Source organism: Sorangium sp. So ce119, assembly GCF_051524405.1.
GTDB classification, from domain to species: Bacteria; Myxococcota_A; Polyangia; order Polyangiales; family Polyangiaceae; genus Sorangium; species Sorangium cellulosum_G.
Genome location: NZ_CP150310.1, coordinates 8,827,318 through 8,847,091 on the forward strand (window position 1 = coordinate 8,827,318; position 19,774 = coordinate 8,847,091).

General features: G+C 70.3%; 13 protein-coding genes. 6 read left to right on the top strand and 7 right to left on the bottom strand.

Translation table 11 applies throughout. The annotated features are described in order from the left end of the window. Window positions 1-169: 169 nt before the first annotated feature. The 3 genes from WME76_RS33360 to WME76_RS33370 all read left to right on the top strand — a co-directional run bounded on the left by WME76_RS33360 (window position 170) and on the right by WME76_RS33370 (window position 2,244). A complete protein-coding gene (locus tag WME76_RS33360) occupies window positions 170-700 on the top strand; it encodes an SMI1/KNR4 family protein (protein WP_437956269.1) in 531 nt (176 codons plus the stop codon). 98 nt (window positions 701-798) lie between these two features. Next, window positions 799-1,173, top strand: coding sequence for a UDP-N-acetylglucosamine-peptide N-acetylglucosaminyltransferase (locus tag WME76_RS33365; protein WP_437956270.1), 375 nt, complete (start codon window positions 799-801; stop codon window positions 1,171-1,173). Window positions 1,174-1,314: 141 nt separating this feature from the next. Then, window positions 1,315-2,244, top strand: coding sequence for a hypothetical protein (locus WME76_RS33370; protein ID WP_437956271.1), 930 nt, complete (start codon window positions 1,315-1,317; stop codon window positions 2,242-2,244). 75 nt (window positions 2,245-2,319) lie between these two features. Here WME76_RS33370 and WME76_RS33375 read toward each other — a convergent pair whose 3' ends face one another. The 3 genes from WME76_RS33375 to WME76_RS33385 all read right to left on the bottom strand — a co-directional run bounded on the left by WME76_RS33375 (window position 2,320) and on the right by WME76_RS33385 (window position 8,833). Continuing rightward, window positions 2,320-3,141 (bottom strand): hypothetical protein, encoded by an 822-nt coding sequence (locus tag WME76_RS33375; RefSeq protein ID WP_437956272.1) that lies wholly within the window; start codon window positions 3,139-3,141, stop codon window positions 2,320-2,322. A gap of 161 nt (window positions 3,142-3,302) precedes the next feature. Beyond that, entirely contained in the window at window positions 3,303-7,283 is a 3,981-nt protein-coding gene (locus WME76_RS33380; protein WP_437956273.1) for a protein kinase domain-containing protein, read from the bottom strand. Between the two features lie 419 nt (window positions 7,284-7,702). Further along, window positions 7,703-8,833: an LA_2272 family surface repeat-containing protein gene (locus tag WME76_RS33385; protein ID WP_437956274.1), complete on the bottom strand. Its 1,131-nt coding sequence runs from the start codon at window positions 8,831-8,833 to the stop codon at window positions 7,703-7,705. Window positions 8,834-8,960: 127 nt separating this feature from the next. Here WME76_RS33385 and WME76_RS33390 point away from each other — a divergent pair, with 127 nt between their 5' ends. Continuing rightward, complete coding sequence (locus WME76_RS33390; RefSeq protein WP_437956275.1) at window positions 8,961-11,516, top strand: CHAT domain-containing protein; 2,556 nt, start codon at window positions 8,961-8,963, stop codon at window positions 11,514-11,516. A gap of 25 nt (window positions 11,517-11,541) precedes the next feature. Here WME76_RS33390 and WME76_RS33395 read toward each other — a convergent pair whose 3' ends face one another. The 3 genes from WME76_RS33395 to WME76_RS33405 form a co-directional block, all read right to left on the bottom strand. Continuing rightward, window positions 11,542-13,785, bottom strand: coding sequence for a caspase family protein (locus WME76_RS33395; protein ID WP_437956276.1), 2,244 nt, complete (start codon window positions 13,783-13,785; stop codon window positions 11,542-11,544). Between the two features lie 96 nt (window positions 13,786-13,881). Beyond that, window positions 13,882-14,463: a hypothetical protein gene (locus tag WME76_RS33400; RefSeq protein ID WP_437956277.1), complete on the bottom strand. Its 582-nt coding sequence runs from the start codon at window positions 14,461-14,463 to the stop codon at window positions 13,882-13,884. Next, a complete protein-coding gene (locus tag WME76_RS33405; protein WP_437956278.1) occupies window positions 14,463-15,257 on the bottom strand; it encodes a hypothetical protein in 795 nt (264 codons plus the stop codon). Before WME76_RS33405 ends, WME76_RS33400 begins: the two co-directional genes overlap by 1 nt. Window positions 15,258-16,431: 1,174 nt before the next feature. On the opposite strand from WME76_RS33405, the gene WME76_RS33410 reads away from it, so the two are divergent. Then, on the top strand, window positions 16,432-16,818 hold the full coding sequence (locus WME76_RS33410; RefSeq protein ID WP_437956279.1) for a hypothetical protein: 387 nt from the start codon (window positions 16,432-16,434) through the stop codon (window positions 16,816-16,818). A 332-nt stretch (window positions 16,819-17,150) separates the two neighbouring features. Here WME76_RS33410 and WME76_RS33415 read toward each other — a convergent pair whose 3' ends face one another. Further along, window positions 17,151-18,041, bottom strand: coding sequence for a LamG-like jellyroll fold domain-containing protein (locus WME76_RS33415; RefSeq protein WP_437956280.1), 891 nt, complete (start codon window positions 18,039-18,041; stop codon window positions 17,151-17,153). A gap of 428 nt (window positions 18,042-18,469) precedes the next feature. Here WME76_RS33415 and WME76_RS33420 point away from each other — a divergent pair, with 428 nt between their 5' ends. After that, a complete protein-coding gene (locus WME76_RS33420; RefSeq protein ID WP_437956281.1) occupies window positions 18,470-19,738 on the top strand; it encodes an SPRY domain-containing protein in 1,269 nt (422 codons plus the stop codon). The last annotated feature ends 36 nt before the right edge of the window (window positions 19,739-19,774 follow it).

Genomic DNA, 19,774 nt, shown 5'->3' on the forward strand with positions numbered 1-19,774 from the left:
CGCGTCGGGCGGCGGCGGGGCGGCCGCCTCGCGGTGGGGCTCCGCGAGGGCGGCATGGCCCCGGCGTGGTTGACGAGGAGAATCAGCGCCGGCTACGCTGCTTACCCCCGATGAACCGGGGAGGGACGTGCGCGGAACGCGGATGGGCTGGCGAGCGGAACACCGGATCTTGACCGAGGCGGGAGTCACGGTTGCGCCCGGTTTGACGGAAGCCGAGCTCGGCCGAGCCGAGTCCGTCATCGGCGCCAGGTTTCCGCCTGATCTGCGCTCCTTCCTTTCGGAAGGGCTGCCGCTCGGCGGGCGCTTTCCCGACTGGCGGGCGCCAGACTCGGCGGAGATTCGCCGGCAGCTCGACTGGCCCTTCGAAGGTTTGGCGTTCGATATCGAGCACAACGCGTTCTGGTTGGACGCATGGGGCGCTCGGCCCGCGGCGCTGCCGGAAGCGATACGGACCGCGCGGGCCATCGTCACAGAGGCGCCCCGCCTGATTCCGATCGCGGGCCACCGCTACATTCCGGCGGAGCCAGATCTCGCCGGAAACCCTGTGTTTTCAGTCTACCAGACCGACATCATTTACTACGGCAGCGATCTCGCGACGTACTTGCGGCACGAATACCATCAGATATCTTACATCGACGCCGTCCGCGAAGAAACGCGCAGGATCCGGTTCTGGAGCGAGCTTGTGGATGCCAACGAATAGCGGACCGCGCCGCGGGATATTGCAGGAATGAGCTTGTCGCGCCGGCTTCGCCGTCGTCCTGGCGCTCGCGACGGAACAACGGCACGTTGAGCAGGCGCATGGATCCAACGTTGGCTGCAGAAGTGTCTCGCCTCCATGAGGTGGCATGGAGGGATCAAACCCAGTGGAGGCTCGCGCTCGGCCGCGCGGAGCGCTTGCTGCGCGAACACCTCGAAACGGAGCCGAACTGCATAGATGCCTTGACGTCACTCGGCGCTGTGTTGTCTGACGCGGGGCGGCACCGCGAAGCCCTGACAGAGCTGCGACGCGCTGAAGCGCTCGGGTCCACCGACGCGAACACGTATTACAATCTGGCCGTCGCCATGATGAACACAGACGAGCGCGGCAAAGCACGCGGCCACTTCAAGCAGGCCTCTCTGCTCCAGGCGGGGGCAGGCACCCTGCAGGCCTACTTCGATCCCCATGGTCAATAAGGAGGGTGCTCCGTCGCGTGCCATGGCGTGGGGCGTGGGGCCGCCTTCTTCCGCCATGGCGCCGCCACCCCTGAGCAGGGTCTCTCGTCGCGTTTTCCCGTCGTTTCGCGTCGGCATGGGGTGTGCTCAAGGCCGAGCGTCATGCCGACGCTCGAGCACAACGCCCTCGTCGAGATGTTCCGTGAGCACCCGGAGCTCGCGCCCCACTTCCTCGCGACGCTCCTCCACGTCGAGGTGCCGCCGCACGCCTCCGTCGCGGTGGTCGAGTCGTCGCTCGACCAGCTCATCCCGGTGGAGTTCCGCGCGGACCTGGTGCTCGAGCTCCGCGGCGCGACTGGCACGCTCGTGCTGGCGATCGTCGTCGAGGTCCAGCGCGACGTGGACCCGGACAAGAAGTTCTCGTGGCCGACGTACGTCACGGTCGTGCGCGCCAGGAAGCGCTGCGGCACGGTCGTCCTCGTGGTCGCGCCGGACGCGGGCGTGGCGGCCTGGGCGGCGGAGAACATCGACCTCGGCCTGGGCCTCGGCAACGTCGCGCCGCTGGTGCTCGGTCCGGCCGTCGTCCCCGAGATCACCGACCCGGCCGACGCGGAAAAGGAGGCCGAGCTCGCGGTGCTCTCGGCGGTGGCGCACGGCAACGGGCCGAACGGGCTCACCGTGGTCCAGGCGGCGCTCGTTGCCCTCGGCCGGCTCGACCAGGAGCACGCCATGGTCTACTTTCAGCTCATCTGGAACGGGTTGCGTGAGCCGATGCGGCAAGCTCTGGAGGCGTTGGTCATGGAACGGCAGATCGAAGGCGAGGCGACTTTTCCCCCGTTCGTGCAGAAGCTCATCGATCGCGGCATGCGCGAGGGCGAGCTCAAGGGCATGCGCGAGGGCGAGCTCAAGGGCATGCGCGAGGGCGAGCTCAAAGGCAAGAGGGACACGCTGTTGCGGCTGCTTGCGCGCGCGGGGCTCGTGCTCACCGAGGACGAGAGAGCGCGCGTCCAGGCATGCACGGACATCGCGACCCTCGACCGCTGGATCGATAACGTCCTCGGGGCCAAGACTGCCGCCGAAGTGCTCTCCTGACGGTCGACGGAGGCAGCCCGACAAGGCGGGAAAGCCCGCTGCCGCGAGGCCCGGAGACGTACGTGAAGGACGGGATCAGCGCAGCGCCGTCGTGACGACATACCGCGTCTTGCCCGACTCCGGATCCACGCAGTCCTTGTAGTACTGCCCGGGCGGGTGGAGCTTGCTGCAGTGAGCCTGGCAGTCTCCGACGATCTCGATCATCCCGCAGGCCTCGAGATCCCCCTCCCCGTCGACGTGCCCCGCCGCGCAGTCGCGCCGCGCCGCGCGCGACAGGTCGACGCTCGCCCTGTTGTAACAGGCGCGCAGGTACGGCGTCTCCGCGAAGAGATCCCCCCAGAAGGCCCCCTCGACGTGAGGATACGCCTCCCGCTCCTCGCGCCCGACCTCGTGGCGCAGCGGGTCCTGGTGAGAGCGCATCGAGATGACGACCGACACGCCATAACGGTTCGTGCGCGCCGCCAGGCAGGCAGAGACGATCTGCTTGCCGGCCGGGTCGAGCGGGCCCGCGCCCCACGCGTCGGCGAGGCCGAGCTCCCCGTGATACACCTCGTCGTGGGTCCTGCCAGCGGCGTCGGTCCAGGAGAAGCTGAAGCTCTGGGACGCGTCGAGCGCGCAGCTCACCATGTATTTCACGAGCGTCCGGAAGAGCTCTCCCCCCTCGCCCGGATCCTGGAGCGTCAACGCCGCCTCACGACTGAGCGCGTTGGCGCTCAGCGCGTTGGCGCTCAGCGCATTGGCGCTCAGCGCGTTGGCGCTCAGCGCGTTGGCGCTCAGCGCATTTCCGCTCACGAGCGCATCGGAGCTCGAGATGAGACCGTCAGTCTCCTCCTCCGACGCGAGCTCGGGCGCCATGCAGCCGGTGATCGCGAGAAGGATGCCTGCGCATCCAAGCATACCCCTGGTTTTCACGTGATGAGACCTCGGTAGCGAGCCAAGAGGAGCGCTCGCGCTCCCCGATCACAGCACGCCCTCCGGCGCTTCGCTCAGGGCGACCGCTGCCGGGAACTCTCCACGTCTATGGACAGGGTACGGCGAATCACCTGCTCTGTCAGCTCTTAATTGCACGTCCTGTGCAGATTCACCCGTGGGACAGCGGCGCTCTGCTCTGACCCGTTCCGACCTGTTCCGACCCACTGCGCCGCGAGCTCCAGTGTGCGGGCGTTGTCGGGGACGTGGGAGAGAAAGCGCCTGCGCCACTCGGCGTCACGGACGCTGCCCGCCCGCTCGAGCAGCTTGTCGCGCGCCGAGGCGATGGCGACCGAGGCCCCGCCGAGATCGCCGTTCGCCGCGAGGGCTTCGGCGTACACCAGCCGGATCATCGACTCGCCCTCTTCCAGCCCGCCGAGCGACTCGAGCGCGGCCAGGGCCTCGCCGGCGGCCGCGAGCGCCTCGCCCGCGCGCCCGAGCCCGAGCAGCGCCCGCGCGCGCAGCGCCGTGGCCGCGACGCGCAGCGGCGACGCGCTCTCCAGCGCCCCGGCGAGGCGCGCCTCGCGCTCCGCGGCGCCGAAGTCGCCGGCCAGCAGGGCGATCTTCGCCAGGTACGAGCGCGACACCACCTCGGCGCGCGGATCGCCGAGCCGCTGGCTCGACGCGAGCGCCGCCTCCTCGACCGCCCGCGCCTCCGCGAGCCGACCGCGGTAGGCGAGGACCTGCCCCAGGCTGGCCTGCGCCGCCGCCGCCACCTCGTGGAGGCCCATCCGCTCGGCGGCCTCCAGCACGGAGCGGAGCGCCATCTCGGCGCCCTCGAAATCGCCGAGCTCCCCGTACGAATAGCCCAGGTTCGCCCGGGTGATGCACGCGTTGCGCCGGTCGCCGACCTGCTCGAACGCCGCCAGCGCGGCCTCCAGGCCCGTGACGCAGGCGCCGGGGTCGCCCCCGCTCATCGCGCGGAAGGCGCGCGCCTGGTGGAGCCCCGCGACCACCTCGGCGCCCGCCGCAGACCCGTCGCCGAGGGCGCGCTCCACCGCCGCGATCAGCGCGTCGACGACGGCGAGGCGGCCGGTGAAGGCCAGCGTCGAGGCCCCCATGGAGAGACAGGTGCTCTTCGCGCCCTCGGCGCCTCGCAGCGCAGGCAGGACGACCGCCGTGCCCGTCCACCGCTCCACCCCCTCGAAATCGCCCAGCTTGCCCATGGCGGCGACCACCTGCGCGACGGCCGTGAACCACGGCGCCGAGCCGCGCGCGAGGTGCCGGGCCGCCTCCGTCCCCCGCTCCTCGGCGAGCGCGAGGTCGCCGCGCCACACGTGGGCCTCGGCCTGGACGAGCCGCAGCGCCCCCACCACGGCGGGCTCCGGGGCGCACGCGAGCCCGCGCTCGGCCCGCGCGATCGCGGCGCCGAGGTCGTTGCCCTCCAGGGCGTGCTGCGCGGCGCGCAGGTACGCCGCCGCGGCGCGCGCCGGCACGACGCCGCGCTCGAAGTGCTCCGCGAGCGTCATCGCGTCCGGCTCGCCCGCGGCCTCCAGCCAGGCGCCCGCCAGGGCGTGGCCGAGCCGCCGGTCCGACTCGGTCAGCATGCCGTACGCCGCCTCGCGCACCAGCGCGTGCCGGAAGCGGTACTCGACCTCGCCCCGCAGCCGCCCCGGGCCGCGCCGGTGGATCACCTCGCGCCGCTCCAGCTCCGAGAGCCACCGCGTCACCCCCGCCCCGCCGAGCAGCGCGCTCACCCCGCTCGGCCAGAACGCCTGGCCGAACACGCTCGCCGCCCGCAGCACGCGCCGCGCCTCCGCGTCGAGCGCCTCGATGCGCGCCTGCACCATCGCGAGCACCGTCTCCGGCAGGTCGGCCCCGTGGCCGGCCGCCACCGCCCGCACCTGCTCTTCGAGGTAGAACGGGTTGCCGTCGGCCCGGTCCACCAGCGTCGCCACGAGCTCCGCGCTCGCCTCGTCGCCGAGCGCCGCGCGCACCAGCCGCTCGCTCGCCCGGCGCGTGAGCGGCGGCAGCATCATCTGGTTGCCGAAGCGGCCCTGCGCGAGCCCGGGGAACATGTCGTGCACCTCGGGGCGGCCCAGGCCGAGCACGAGGAACGGCAGGTCCTTCAGGCTCCGGAGCGCCGCCTCCACCATCGTCACCGTGGGCAGGTCGCCCCACTGCAGGTCCTCGAGGATCAGCAGCACCGGCTGCTTCGCGCACTCGGCGCGGATGAACTCCTCCCACGACAGCCGGAGCTGATCGCCCATCAGCAGGCGGTTGCGCCGCGCGGCGCCGACCTGGATGTCGTCGTCAGGGAACGGCGCGCCCACGAGCTCGCCGAGGAAGGCGCTGACGCGCCCCACGTCGAGCTCCCCGTGGCGCTCGACCCGCGCCCGCACCTTGCGCCGCCGCTCCTCGAGCGGCTCGCCGTCGACGATGCCCATCGCGCTCCGCAGCGCGCGCGACAGCAGCCCGAACGCCGAGCCGGAGCTCATCGGGTCGCCCTGGCCGACCCACACCTCGACGCCGCCGCCCCCGGCGTCGCGCGCGCCGTTCGCGCCGCGCGCCGCGACGGACGGCACCTTCTCGAGGAACTCCTGTCGCAGCCGCGATTTGCCCATCCCCGCCGCGGCGACGACCAGCAGCGCGCCCGAGGTCGACTCCTCGATGCTCCGATCGAGCTCCGCGCTCAGCACCGCGAGCTCCCGCTCCCGCCCCACGCACGCCATCGGCTTGCCGAGCAGCGCCGGCGCGGTCGCCACCTTGAGGTCGTCCCGCGCCCCGTGCAGGAACCGCGCGCCGCCCTCGCAGCTCGTCTCGAACCGGCCGCCGAGCAGCCCCGCCGTCACCTCGTCGATCCGGACCGCGGCCGCGGGGGCTGGCTCGCCGCGGGCCGGCAGGAGCTGCACCGCCCGGTCGATGAGCTCGCCCATCGGGATGCGCGACGTGAGCTCCGCCCGCCCCGTCACCAGCGCCACCGGCGCGCCCCCGAGCAGCGCGCGCAGCGCGAGCGCGCAGCGGGCGGCCTGCGCCGCGAGATCCGTGGCCGCCTCGGCGCTCGTCAGCACGAGCAGCGGCGACCTCGCGTCGATGAGCTCGAGCTGCCCCTGGTAGCGCGCCGCGAGCGCGCGCAGCTCCTCGGTCCGGTCGAGCGCGCGCGCCTGCTCTTCCTCCTGCGAGCGCGTCTCCTCCTCGGGCGCCGAGCGCTCGTGCGCGAGGACGAGGCACGTGACGCGCCGCTCGCTGCTCGTGAGCTCCAGGACGCGCACCGGCGCGGCGGCCGCGCGGCCGTCCGCAGAGTCGACGCCGCGCACCTCGATCGCGCCGAGCGCCTCGGCGACGGCCGCTCCGTCGCGGGGCCGCTCGCCCGGCTGCTTCGCGAGCATGGTGGCGACGAGCGCGTCGAGCTCCTCGGACAGCTCGGGGCGGAGCTCGCGGAGGCGCGGCGGCTCGTCGAGGAGCACCTTGACCAGCACGGCGAGCGCCCCTGCGCCCTGGAAGGCGGCGCGCCCGGTGAGGCACTTGAACAGCACGCACCCGAGCGCGAACACGTCCGCGCGGGCGTCGACGCTCCGCTCGCCGCGCGCCTGCTCGGGCGCCATGTACTCCGGGGTCCCGAGGACGGTGCCGGGCATCGTGATCTGCTGGTCGATCCGGAAGCGCGCGATCCCGAAGTCGAGCACCATCACCCGATCGAGCCGCCCCTCGACGAGCAGCAGGTTGCTCGGCTTGAGATCGCGGTGGACGATGCCCTGCCGGTGGATGGCGCCGAGCGTCCCCGCGACCTGCGCGACGACATCGACGCTCTCGGCCGGGGTGAGGCCCCGCGCGGCCATGCGCTCGGCGAGCGTCTCGCCGGAGAGCCACTCCATGACGAGATACGGCTTGCCGTCCGCGGTGACGCCGTGATCGATGTAGCGCACGACGCCGGGGACGCGCAGGGCCGAGAGCGCCTGCACCTCGCAGGAGAAGCGCCCGAGCTCGCTCTTGCCGGCGCGGCGAAGCACCTTGAGAGCGACGGTGTCGCCGGTGCGCCGGTCGCGCGCGCGGTAGACGTGCCCCATCCCGCCGGAGCCCGCGAGGGCCTCGATCTCGAACCGCTCGTCGACGATCTCTCCCGCGCGCATCAACCGCCGTGGATCCAGCGATATCACGCGCGCGGCCCTCCTGGTCCGGATCCGGTCCCCGGCTGGTGCGCGGACTCACATCATGGCCGGCGCGGCCGGTTCATTCGCGCGATGCGATGCGTCGCGGTGACGTGGCGCGGAGAGCGCTTCAGCGCGGGCGAACTGACGCCGGTGTGATCCAACGGACCAGCTGCGGTTCATGCGGTTCACCTGGACGCGTTGCTGTCATCCTGGCGCGGCCTGCGCCGGCCTCTCTCAAGCCCCCACAGCGGAGCACGGTTCCCCGCCGCGCTACCGCGCGTCCCTGGGTGCTGCCGCGTCTTCGCCGACCGAACGCCGAGCGCAGCCCGAAGGGGGCGCCGCCGGCCCCGCATTCGTCGCGTCGTCAGGGCACCTGGAGCCGCTGACTCGGCTCCAGCTCAGAAGCCGGCGTTCATCCCGATCATGAACGGGAGCCAGTTCTCGTAGGCGACGTTGACCACCCCGATCTGGAACCCGTGCAAGGTGCGGCAGACGTTGACCAGGCCCACCTGAACGCCGTACAGCGTTCGACAGACGTTGACCAGGCCCACCTGGATCCCCTTGAGGGTCCGGGCCTCGTTGTACGCCAATGCGATCTGCATGCCAGTGGCGTCGAAGTACGCGTAATTGATTCCCAGTGGGGAGATTTGCACCCCTTCGAGCTGGCTGACGACGAAGTTGCTGCCGAGGAACAGGGCGAGCTGCACCCCCTGGAGGACGTCGGCCCAGTTGAGGATGAGCGCCACCTGGAGCCCCTGCGTCTTCCTCGGCAGGTAAGTACGGAAGCCCATGATGGTGGGGTCCGCGAGGAGCGGCTCGTGGAAGAGGGTGGAGAAGAAGTCGTCCGTGGCCGTGGCGGCCTCACCGCTGCCGAAGCCGAAGCTGCTGCGGAGCGGGCTCCTCTTCAAGCCCGATTCGCCGGCGTTGATGTTCCCCCCTAACCCGATCTGGATCCCGGCGAAGTGATCCGCCACGAAGTTGGTCATTGCGATCTGCAGCCCCATCATGTTGTTTGCGGTGTTGTTGATGAGGTTCACCTGCAGCCCGTAGAAGATATCCGCGAAATTTGCAATTCCACCGATCTGGATGCCGGCGAAGCCGACGAAGCGCTGCCCGGTCCAGGTGGCGCCGCTCCCGTTGAACAGGCCGGCGACCTGGATGCCGCCCCCGCCGCCGGAATGCCAGTTGACGCCTCCCGCGAGGCAGATCCCGCCGCAGAGCCCAGCGGCGCGGTTCATCCCTCCGGCGATCTGGATACCCCATGCATCCCTGCCGACCCAGTTGGCCACGCCGCCCACCTGCACGCCTGCAGCGTCGCCGTCCTCACGGTTGATCAGCCCCGCCTCGATGCCGTAGAGGCCGGAGAGCCTGCCGTAGGGGAGGTTCAGGCTGAGACCGATGACGCGCGGCGCTTCTTCCTCTGGAAAGCTCAGCGGAGGCACCAGCGAGACGTGCAGCGGGCTGTAGCGATATCGAGGGGGCTCGTCAGCCCGGCCCAGCGCGGGCACGAGCAACGCGGCGACGAGCATGCGCCGGCGCAGCGCTCCGTGCTGATTCGTCGTCGCTGCCAATCCTACCCCTCCTGGGCAGGAACGATAGCATGGCGGCGATCGCCCGGATGCGGCTATCTGAGACCGGGCATGGTATCATCGATCCGTGCCGTGCCGCCCGCGTCTCGCCGCCTCGTGGCTGCTGGTCCTGCTGCTTCTTCTATCGCAGGGGGGTTGTCTGGTCTTCACCTCCCGCGCGAGCCTGCGCCAGGCGCGGTACCTGGCCTACGAAGCGACCAGCGTCCGCTCGCACGACGTCAGCGCGCAGGTCGAGCGGGTGCTCCTGAACGACCTGAAGAAGCCGATCTTCGACGATGCGCGCTACCAGGCCGACCTGCGCATCTTCGCGATCCGCATCGCCGCCCGCCACGCCGGCAAGGATCCCAGGAGCGCGCCGGATGGTTTCACCGCGGACAGAGTGGAGCTCTATTATCGCCAAGGGCAGGCGCTCACCGAGCGCCTGGGTGAACAATGGGTACAGCTCGTCCAGGCTCGGGCCCTCTATTTCAATGCCGCCGGGCAGAGCGGCGTGGCGGAGCGGGCGCTGCAGGAGCTGAAGCGAGCGCTCCTCCAGCATCGTGTCGAGGAGGGCGATTTCTTCGGCATCACCACCGATGACGCGCTGGCCACGGTCTACGAGGACATGGGTCGGCTCGACCAGCGCGACCAGGCCCGCACACGAGCGCTCGACGCAGCCCGGATCTACTTCGCGCAGGGGGGCCACGCAGACGAAGAATACCGCGCATACCACGACTTGCTCCTGCATCGCATGGCCGATCTGACGCGGGGTCCCCCCGACCAGGAGACCGCCGTGGCCCCGGCGGCGGTCCTGCGGCTCTGGGAAACGGCGCGGCCCCTGGCCGACGACTACGTGCCCTTGCCGGTGCGGCACCTGAGCTACTATCGCAGCGCCGAGTACCTGGCGGAGGCAGGCGATCCCCGTCGAGGACTCGCGATCATCCAGGAGTGGCAGGACGACCTGGAGGAGCACCGGGGGACGCGCGCCCTCGACGCGGCGGCCGCTCTCGAGGCGACCTGCTTCCTCGGCCGGGTGCACCTGGCGATGGGGGATGCCGGGAAGGCGCAGTCCTACCTGGAATCGTGTCTGAAGAGCCTCGACGGGGTGGAGCACCGGGAGCCGCTGCTGCACCAGGCCCTCGGGCTCGCCTACGAGCGCCAGGGGGCGTTCGACAAGGCGGAGGCGGAGTACCGGAAGGACGAAGCAGACATCGAGCGCCTGCGCAAGAGCTACAGCCTGGAGCAGCGAGCGGCCTTCTTCAACAGCCGGGTACGGGGGTCGTACTGGGGGCTGATCCGCAGCGCCATCCTCCAGAACGAGGGGCGAGCGCTCGACGATGCGACGTGCGGCAAGCTCCTCGCCTACTCGGAGCTGATCCGGGCGCGCCAGCTCGTCGAGCTCGCGGAGGAGAGGCGCTGTGGCGGATCGGCGCCCGCGGAGGAGCCGGCCGGGCGCATCGACCTGGCCAGGCTGCGCCGAGGGCTGCCCGGCGGCGCGTTGCTGCTGGATTACGTCGCCACAGGTCGCGACCTCCTCGCGCTGGTGGCCGTCAGCGAGACACAATGCCGGGGCCAGCTCATCCGCCTGAGCGCCGGCTTCACCTCGAGGCTGAAGAAGCTCAACGAGGAGCTGGGGCACCCCATCCGGCCCCTGGACGTGCTGGAGCTCGAGCTGGGGGAGGTGGGGAGACAGGTCCTGGGCCCCGTGCGCGACTTGATGGAAGGGAAGCGGGAGCTGGTGGTGCTGCCGGACGGCCCGCTCAACCTCGTTCCCTTCGACCTGCTCAGCCTGGCGCCGCGGCGGGCACGGTACCGTGCGCTCATCGAGGAGCACGTGGTGCGCCTGTGGCCGTCGCTGCGAGCGCCGCCGTGCCTGCAGCGGCCCGGGCAACGCGAGGAGCAGCGCCTGCTGGCGGTCGCGGACCCTTGCTATACGGGCCGTTTCCAGCGTCTGGGCGATACCCTGAGCGAGGTGCGGAGCATCGCCGAGCTGTTTCCCGGCGATGCGTACGTCCTCAAGCAGGACATGGCCCTGCGCTCGACGCTCCGGGAAGGAGACTGGCGCGCCTATACCCACGTGCACCTGGCCACCCACGGAAGCCTCGGAGGCCGGGACCTGCAGATCGGCCCGAACGAACCGGCGCTGGTCCTCTCCCGGGAACCCGCCGACGCGCCGACGGACAGCTACCTGACCGCCGGCGAGGCTTCCCATCTCAAGCTCGATGCGGACCTGACGGTGCTGTCCGCGTGTGAGACAGGGTCGGGCCGGTACGAGACCGGCGAAGGCGTGCTGGGGCTGGGGCGGGCCTTCCTCATCGCCGGGAGCAGACAGGTCCTCATGTCGCTATGGAAGGTGGATTCGCGCGCCACGGAACTGCTGATGAAGGCATTCTACCGTCACCTGCTGCGGGACAAGGAAGATCCCGCCGTGGCGCTGCGCAACGCGAAGCTCGACCTGCGCGCGCAATCCTGGGATGTCAGCCCCGCACCGTTCGAGCCCACCACCTGCTCCGCGGATACGGCCTCTACCCGGAAGGCGGGAACACGCAGCAGCGCGCCGGCCACCCCGGGGCCGCGCTACCCGCTGGCGCATCCTGCGTACTGGGCGGGGTTCGTATTGCTCGGGACACCGGACCTTCCGTGATGGGCGAGCATGGAGGATCGCCCGATCAGCGCTGAACTTCGTAAACGGCTTCCCCCGTGGTCCACTCCTCGATGTCCACCGCCGCCGAATCAGACCCCCGCCCGATGCTGGCGTCGCGGAGCAGGCGGCCCAGCGGGCCGACCGCCGCGGGGAGTCCCCGCACCAGCGCCTCCTCGTCGGCCCGAGCCGCGCCCCGCGCCTGGCCCGGTCGCAACAAGGGGGTCAGGTCCACCGGCACCGTGGTGGCGATGGCCTTGACCACGCTGCGCCCCTCCGGCAATCCCACGCGGCGCAGGTAGTGATATCCGAGCGCATGGCACCCGGGGCGGACCTGGTTGGTCCGGTCGCCGCGGATGCCGGGCCCCGGGTAGATGGGCTCTGGCTTGCCCGCGGGGTCGATCTCGAAGACGGTAACGTAGAGCGGATCCCGGCCGCGGTTGCAGAGCTGCACATCGAAGTAATCCCCCGCCTGGCCCGGTTGCCACGCACGCAGGAGCAGGCGGTTGCCCGTGGTGGTGCGCTGCTGCACGAGGTCCCCGGGGAGGATGTCCTCGGGACGCTCGACTTGGCCCTGCGCGTTGGCCTTCACCGCCCGCGGCAGGATATGGACCTCGATGAGCCGGTCGTGCCGCTGCGGGTCCCGCAGCGTCGCGAGCAGTCGGCGGCGCCACTCGCCGTGCAGCAACGCGGCGAGCCGCTCGGCGGCCCCGTCCCCGCCGGGGACCCGGCCCACCTCGGAGCCGCCGTTGCGCTCCACGAGGATCTCCTGCGCGCCAGGTGTTCCCCCGCCCAGGCGGCGCAGGCGCACTTCCCATCGCTCCGCGGGAAAGCCAGCGATTTCAAGCACCCCGGACTCCCCCGCCTCCCGCAGAAGGGCGGGCCCGAGGTCCTGCGTCCCGTCCAGCAGCACGCGCAGGGGCGCCGTCTCCTCGAACTGGTGGCGCGTCTCCTTCAACTGCGCCCCCTTCAGATCCGCATCCGTCACGCGCCGGCGATAGGCCTCCTCGAGGCGCGCCGTGCTCTCGGTGAGGCGCACCCCGGTCACCGTCGCCTCCGCCAGGCGATCCTGGATCCGGTGCAGATCGCCATCGCGGCGGTACAGGGCATAGAGCGATCCCTGCGTGACCCCGTGCAGTGAGCCCAGCGGCAGCACCACGTCGTTTCCCTGGACCTCGACGATCCTCGGTACGTAGGGGCGCACGGCGACGCCGAATACTTCCTTGTCGGTGTCGGCGCCGCCCTCCATCTGCGGGTTCTGCTCCGGCACCGTCGCCGCCAGGTCCTGCGCCACGCGCTCGAAGACCGCATCGTAATTGTTCCGCGGGGTCTGCGCGAGCGCCTGAGTCAAGTGATAGGTGAAGGCACCCATGCGTTGCCTTTCCGGGGTGACGATCTCCTTGGCGGTCTGATTGACCTGGCTGGCGGAGAGCACGACGTAGCCGTGGGCCGCAGCCTCCCCGGAGGCGAGCAGGCCGCTCGCGCCCTTGCCGCCACGGCCGGGCGCCACCGGCGGCGGCGGGCCCTCCCACCGGATGCCACGCTCGACGAGCCGACCGTCCCCGCCGTCGCCGCGGGTGGCGCTGCCGGAGAAGCAACTGTCGAGCACGACGGTGATGTTGCCGTGCACCCGCCCGCTCGGCCCGCGCATCCGATCGCGCAGCTCGCCCAGCAGCACGCCGATCTGGTCATCGCGGAGGTTGGTCGCGGCGCCATCCCTCGCGTCCTTGCTCCTGTAGTCGAAGGGCACCAGGGTTTCGTCCAGCCCATCCGGCTCGTCGCCGTCGTCGTCCTCGACCTGCTGGCCGTGCCCGGAATAGTGGAAGACCGCGCTGTCGCCGGGCTGGGACCTGGCGGTGAGGTACTTGCGGAAGCCGTCGATGATGCCCTGGCGTGTGGCCTCCTCGCCGCGCAGTACGGCGATCTCGTCGAAGCGGTAGAGGCACAGCGCCTCGGCCATCGCGCGCAGATCGTACTCCGTGTGCAGGTTCCAGAAGTCGTTCGGCCGCCCGTGCTGGTAGCGGCTGATTCCGACCAAGAGAGCGCGTCTCCGCCCCTCACCGGCGCGGCCGGGTCCAGATGGCACGCCTTCGTCCCCACGGGCCGGACACGCGTAGGTGCCGTCCTCGCGCCGCGGCCAGGAGAGCAGGCCGCGGTCCCCCTCCTCCCGTTCCCAGGTGGCCAGCGCCTTTCCGCCCGGGACCGACGGTTGGGGGCAGCCGGAGCACAGGAGCGCCCAGACCAATACACGGGTGACCTGGCGGGTACACATGGTCTCTCTCCTGCGCCTTTCCTCGCCCGCCGGTCGCCCGGCTTGCGCGGGAAAGCGGGGCCCAAGGGGGCGTCTGCATGCCTGGAGCCTCGAGGTCTATCGCGCCGATGGATCGCGCGTCGCGTGTCTCACCGTCTTTCCCCGCAGCGCGAAGATACCGAGACACGCGACGAAAGAGCAAAACATCGAGATCCACACCAGGATCATCGCCGTCCGGGCCGCGGTGATGGACCCGCGCGTCCAGACCGCTTCAGGATCCCAGCCTCCATCCCGAAGAGCCTCCGTGGGCGTGTAGCTCGCCGTGATCAAGGGGGAGATATCGGGACGGATGGAGAGCCCGGACGAGAATCGTTCGCCGGTCGGCGCGGTGAAGATCAATTGACTCGAGAGCACCGCGTACGCAATGAAACAAAATCCCGTCACTGCTGCGAATTTCGACATTGAACCCGTGAGCGCCTTGGCGCTGCGGCCGCCGAGATAGCTCAGGACAAGCAGCAATGTCAGCAGCTCGGCGCACGAGGTGATGACAGGCAGCTGCCGCGGCCAAGGTGGACCGAACCCGAGTAGGACGTCCACGAGGGGAGCTGCGATGATCCCCTTGGCCGCCCATCCCGACAGCGTCTTGACGTCGACGAGGAGCTCGCGGAGGGAACCCATGCCGGACTTGAGGGATGCCATCAATGGGGCTCGATGGTCAGGGATGTCGGAGCAGAAACCTCGAAGACGCCGGCGGCAGAACGCCCGTCGGGCCAGCTCGCCGCATATCGATACCGCCCCAGGAGCTCGTCTCGGTCTGCAAGGATCGTGATCCAAGGAATCTCGTCGTCGGTCTTGCCCTCGTACAATGATTTCTTGTAATCAAGGAACTTGACGATACGGATACGTCCCCCCTCCGGCTTCGTGGAGAAGCGAACCTCGACTCCCCCCTTGAGAATGAACGGGGCAGCGGATTCTTCGCGCCGAGCCGTCGCGTGCTCGGCGGCCGCGTCCGCCTCAATGGCGCTGGCGAGCGCTTTCAGCCTGCCGTCAAGACGGGCCTGCCATTCGTGAAGCTCGAGCTGTTTCGGGCGCGCGAGCGCCTCTGCATCGTGGCGTAGACCGTCGACGTGCTGGCGCCAGGACCGGTTCGTTGCCAGCTCACGGCTGAAGACGTCGTCCAGCAGGATTGCGTGAAGCCGCGCGGCCACCGCCAACCCGAAGCGGTCCTCGGAGCTCGCCATGACGCCGCACTCGACCCAACCGAGCGCGTATACGACGTCCTGCCCGGAGCGCTCGTACTTCGGTCGGATCACGAAAGCGGAGTCGCTGCGCGCCAGCTCCTGCGCCGCGCCGTCGACCGCGGCCATGAAGGCGCCCACGTCCCGTTCAGCCGGTGGCGGCGCTTTCGGGATCGCGGGCGGCTCCTGGTTGGGCGCACAGGCCGAGACGTACGCGCAGAGCGCGAGGACGGGGTTCCAACGGCCGAACGACATCGGCATTCAAGGTAGACGGCCTGGACCATTCAGGGCAAGGGGAACGAGATCGAGCTGACGTGCGCTGCTGGTGCTTTGACCGAGGGTCGCGGCCCGCGGGTCGTGGAGCGGAGTCGGTCCGTTCGATGGGAGCCCAAATTGTGAATATTGCATGCATTTTCCGGGACATGGATCACCGGGGGCGGATCGTAACGACGCTATGGTCACTCCTGGGCGAGCGACGCTTCGCCCTTGACATCCTCGAATTGCTTTGCCTGTCCTCACCTCGGCAGATACGACCGGCGAGAGCCTCGTAGAGGTTTGGGTACGAAACGGACGGAAAGGCACCCTCTCTTCCTGAATGGGAAAGCGGCCGCCCGGGCGCCTCGAGGGCCGTGCCGCTCGAGGCGAAGTGATCCGTCGCGCCACCCCCTCGCCCGGCGGCGTTCGCCGTCCCGTTCATCGCCCGCTGCTCACCGGCGTACTTCTGCGCGGGCTCGCCGGCCGCGCGCCGCGTCGTCTCCACCGGGCACCATCACGGTCGATCCCGACAACGACGGGGCTCGACTCTCATGGTCTGGTGCACTCGCTCTACGCCGCGGCCCAGGTGCGTAGCCGCCTGCGCGCCCTCACCGAGTTCATCCTGCGGGCCTCGGGCAAGCGCGCCGCCCCCGCCGGTCCTCGACCCTACTGGGCTCGCGTGCTCGCCGGAGGAGTGCCGACGACCCCACTCCCACCCACCTCTGCCGTGCTCCTCGCCACGCTCGCGGTGCTCGGGCACGGGATGCCGCTTTGCGTCATCCGCACCTGCCGGGGGCCGTCGCTCCTCGACAGGGGTCCTCGCCATCGACGGCCTGGTGCTGAACGTCATCGGCGCGGTGCGGTCCTGTCGCTCCTGTATGGCCCGGCGCTGCTCATCGGCTGTTCCTCGTGATCACGCGGCTCGGCTTCATCGGAACGCGCCCGCCGCCCACCTGGAGAGAAATTTCCGCGCGTGCTGCGCGCGCGCCGGCGACAGAGCAAAAAACGGAGGCTCGAATGAAGTTTCTCCGCCCGACCTCGTCTGCGCCTGGGTGGCGTTCGCGAGCGCGTTCGATGCTCAAGGTGGCAGTTGACAACCACCCGCGGAGCTGCGATGTCTCTCGCTGAGCTTGCCCTTACCTACAGGAGACGTCGGATGTCGATGAGCAAGTTGATGAGTGTCGTGCTGATGGGCGTCGGCATTGGGTTTGCTGGGGCCGCGTGGGCAGCGGGCGGGACGGCGGACGTCCCTGCGTCCATCGCCGAGAAGAAGGATTTCGGCTGCGGTGAAAAAGGACAGAAGCCCTGTCCGATGCAGGGCTGGATGAAGACGGTGATGCAGTCGGCGACCAACAGCGGCGACGGCGCGAAGATCGCGGAAGCGCTGGAGTACGTCGCGGCCAAGCCGCCGCCGGGGATGGCCAAGTGGGCCGCGATCTCGAAGGAGGGCGCGGAGAAGGCCAAGAAGGGCGACATCGACGGCGCCAAGGCGAGCTGCAAGAGCTGCCACGACATGTACAAGAAGAAGTACAAGGACGAGCTCCGCGCCAACGCCTTCTGATCGGCTCCGCTCCGAAGCGTTGTTTTCCTTCCCTCTCCTTCCCTCATCCCTCACGTCATTCTCCGCGCTCCGAGCGCGCGTCCACCCGGCAGCCCGGACCTGAGCGCCGGGGCGCGCCGGTCGGCCTGCGCCTGGCTCGGCCTTGCGGCTGCCGCCGCGCAGGCGCGGCGCACCGCCAAGGCCTGGCCCCGGCGCGCGTGTGGAGCTCCGCCAGGGCAAGCACGGAGCCCCCGCCGCGCAGGCACATCGCTACAGCGCGGGCACATCGCTACAGCGCAGGCACACCTCTGCTGCGCTGGAGCAGAGCCCCCCTTGGAGGCAGCGCCCCTCGTTCAGCAGCCGTTCTTGCCGGCGGCGGCGCAGATCTCCTGCGGCGCGAGCGTCCGGCCGAAGAGGCGGAGGCTGTCGATCAGCCCGTGGAACTCGTCCCGGTCGGTCGGCTCTTCCGAGCCGATGTGGATCGGCTGCTCTCCGTCGGCGAGCACCGGCCCGGAGGGGCTCCGGTCGACCTCGACGCCGTTCACATAGAGGCTCTGCGTCTGGCCATCCGACAGACAGGCGATGTGCGTCCACTCCCCAGCTACGATGGAGTGAGGCACGTTTCGCTCGACACCCATGGTGCAGCGGATCTGGCCCTCCGGCATCAGGAAGAGGGAGGGCTTCCCGCCGCTGTCGATCACGGTGAATCGCTCCTTCTCCGGGAGGGAAGCCGGGTTGATCCAGACATCGATCGTCATCGCGGGGGCGGTCCACGCGGCGTCGTGGCCAAAGCGGAGGCGGCTCCCCTTCGTCACGCGGAGCGCCTGGCCGCCCTTTCCGGGCGCGTACTCCAGGTTGCGCGTGCGCTCGGGCGTGAAGCGGTGCTGCGAGCCGTCGCTGGGGTCCCCCTCGAACGCGAAGCACGCGATGAGCGACGGGTCTCCCGCCTCGCACAGCGCCGCGGGGCGCTCCTCCTGAGGCCCAGGCTCCTGCGTGGGGAGCTCCCCCTGAGGGCCAGGCTCCTGCGTGGGGAGCTCCCCCTGAGGGCCAGGCTCCTGCTCCGGGCGCTCATCTTGAGGGGCAGGCCCCTGCCCGGGGAGCTCCTCCCGAGGGGGAGGCTGCTGTTGTTCGGTCCCGCGCGGCGCCGCCGTGCCTCCCCCCTCGAGGACACACCCCGTCGAGGACAGCAGCACGAGGGCCACGCCGGCCAGGCAGCGTGTGGAAAGATGTGATGAGACAAGCATCCTGTGTTTCCTGCGATCAGCCTAGCTCAGGAGGCCGCGCACTGTCACCGAGCCTCTCGCGAAGATGCGATCGATGTCAGCGCGCTCTCCTCCGATGGCCTGCGCAGATGCCGTGAGAAGAAAAATGAACCAAAGAGGCGCGGAGATCGCTCATCGCGCCCCGCCGTCTTCGCCTGTCACGTCTGCCACCCTTGCTCTCGCTGCATCGATACCCTGTCGCGCGAGGGGCGCTTCCAGCCGAGGAGCAGCATCACAACGGCAGGAGCGCCGGACGAGTTTCTTGCTTTCCAGAGGCCCTGGGGCGAGTCTCGCTTCGGGGGCGGGGCTCCAGCGACATTTCGTTGTCCCGGGCGGCAAGACAACCGCTCTGCAACACCTCCTTCAGAACACCCTTGGTGCAAATTTTCGCAACCACTTCGGGAGATTCCATGACCCATCGCTTCCTCGTCTCGCTCGGCCTGCTCGCGGCGCTCCTCGGCGGCGGCTGCCTCGCCAGGGGGAACGACGGCGAGAGCACCGGCGGCGGCGCCGGGGGAACATCGCCTGACACGGAGCCGCCCCCGGCGTGGAGCAGCTCGGTGACCTGCAAGCTCGGCCTCGTCGCGCACGAGGACGGCGCAGAGGGGCCTGTCGAGCTCTCGAACGACGGCCTCACGGCGAGCTCGTCGGCCCGGGTGCAGATCGCCCGCGCCGCGGCCAGCCATGTCGGGGGGCGCTGGTATTACGAGGTCACGGTCGACGACCTTGTCGGCGGCGGCCTCTGGGCCCAGAACATCGGGGCCTCGGTGGAGCAGGTGATCTCCACGGTCGGAGACACGGCGTACATGGGCGCCCTGTACAACACGACCGGCATCCTCTCGAGCGGCGGCGACGGGAGCACCAGCATCGCGGGCGGCCAGGAGAGCGCCGTCCAGGAGGATCCGTTCGCCGCCGGCGACGTCATCGGCGTGGCGCTCGATCTCGACGCCGGGCGCGTGTACTTCAGCAAGAACGGCGCCTGGCTCGGCGAGATGGATCCCGAGGAGGGCGCCGGCGGCGTCGAGGTCCTCGTGGTGCCCGGCACGGGCGCGTATTACCCCGTGCTCTATCTCTCCGACGGAGACGTCATGACCGCGAACTTCGGCGCGACCGAGTTCGCCTCGAGCCCGCCGAAGGGCTTCGCGGCCTTCGGCGAGGACCTCGAGGAGGACGACAACGGGGACTGCGTCGACGCGGGCCCCGCCGGTCTCGCCGCGCCGCCGGCGCCCGTGGAGGCCGCGTGCGAGGACCTCACCAGCTACCAGGCCGACGCGGCGGGAGAGACGGAGCTCCACCTCATCGGCATCCACGAGCGGGGCGAGGGCGGGCCCAGGGCGGAGGTGCACGTCTCCCGCACCGCCGAGATGGTGCTGGCGCTCTCCTCGTACACGTTCACGCAGTGGATCGTGACCGTCGACGAGGGCGCTCAGCTCCAGGGGATCGTGCTCGTCGGCCACGAGCCCTCCCGGGTGACGGCGCCGGCCGGCATCCCGATCAGCACGGTCATCTACGACAAGGACGGCGCCCGGATCGAGGCCGGCCACGCGTGGCCGAACGCGCCGGGCGGCAACGACACGCCCGATCTCATCCGCTCCGTCGAAGAGCTCACCGGCCTGACGCTCACGTCGTTCGCCGGCTGTTACGACGGCGCCTCGTTCACGGTGCTCGACGACGAGTAAAGCGTCCGGGCACCAGGAGGCGAAATTCGAAATACA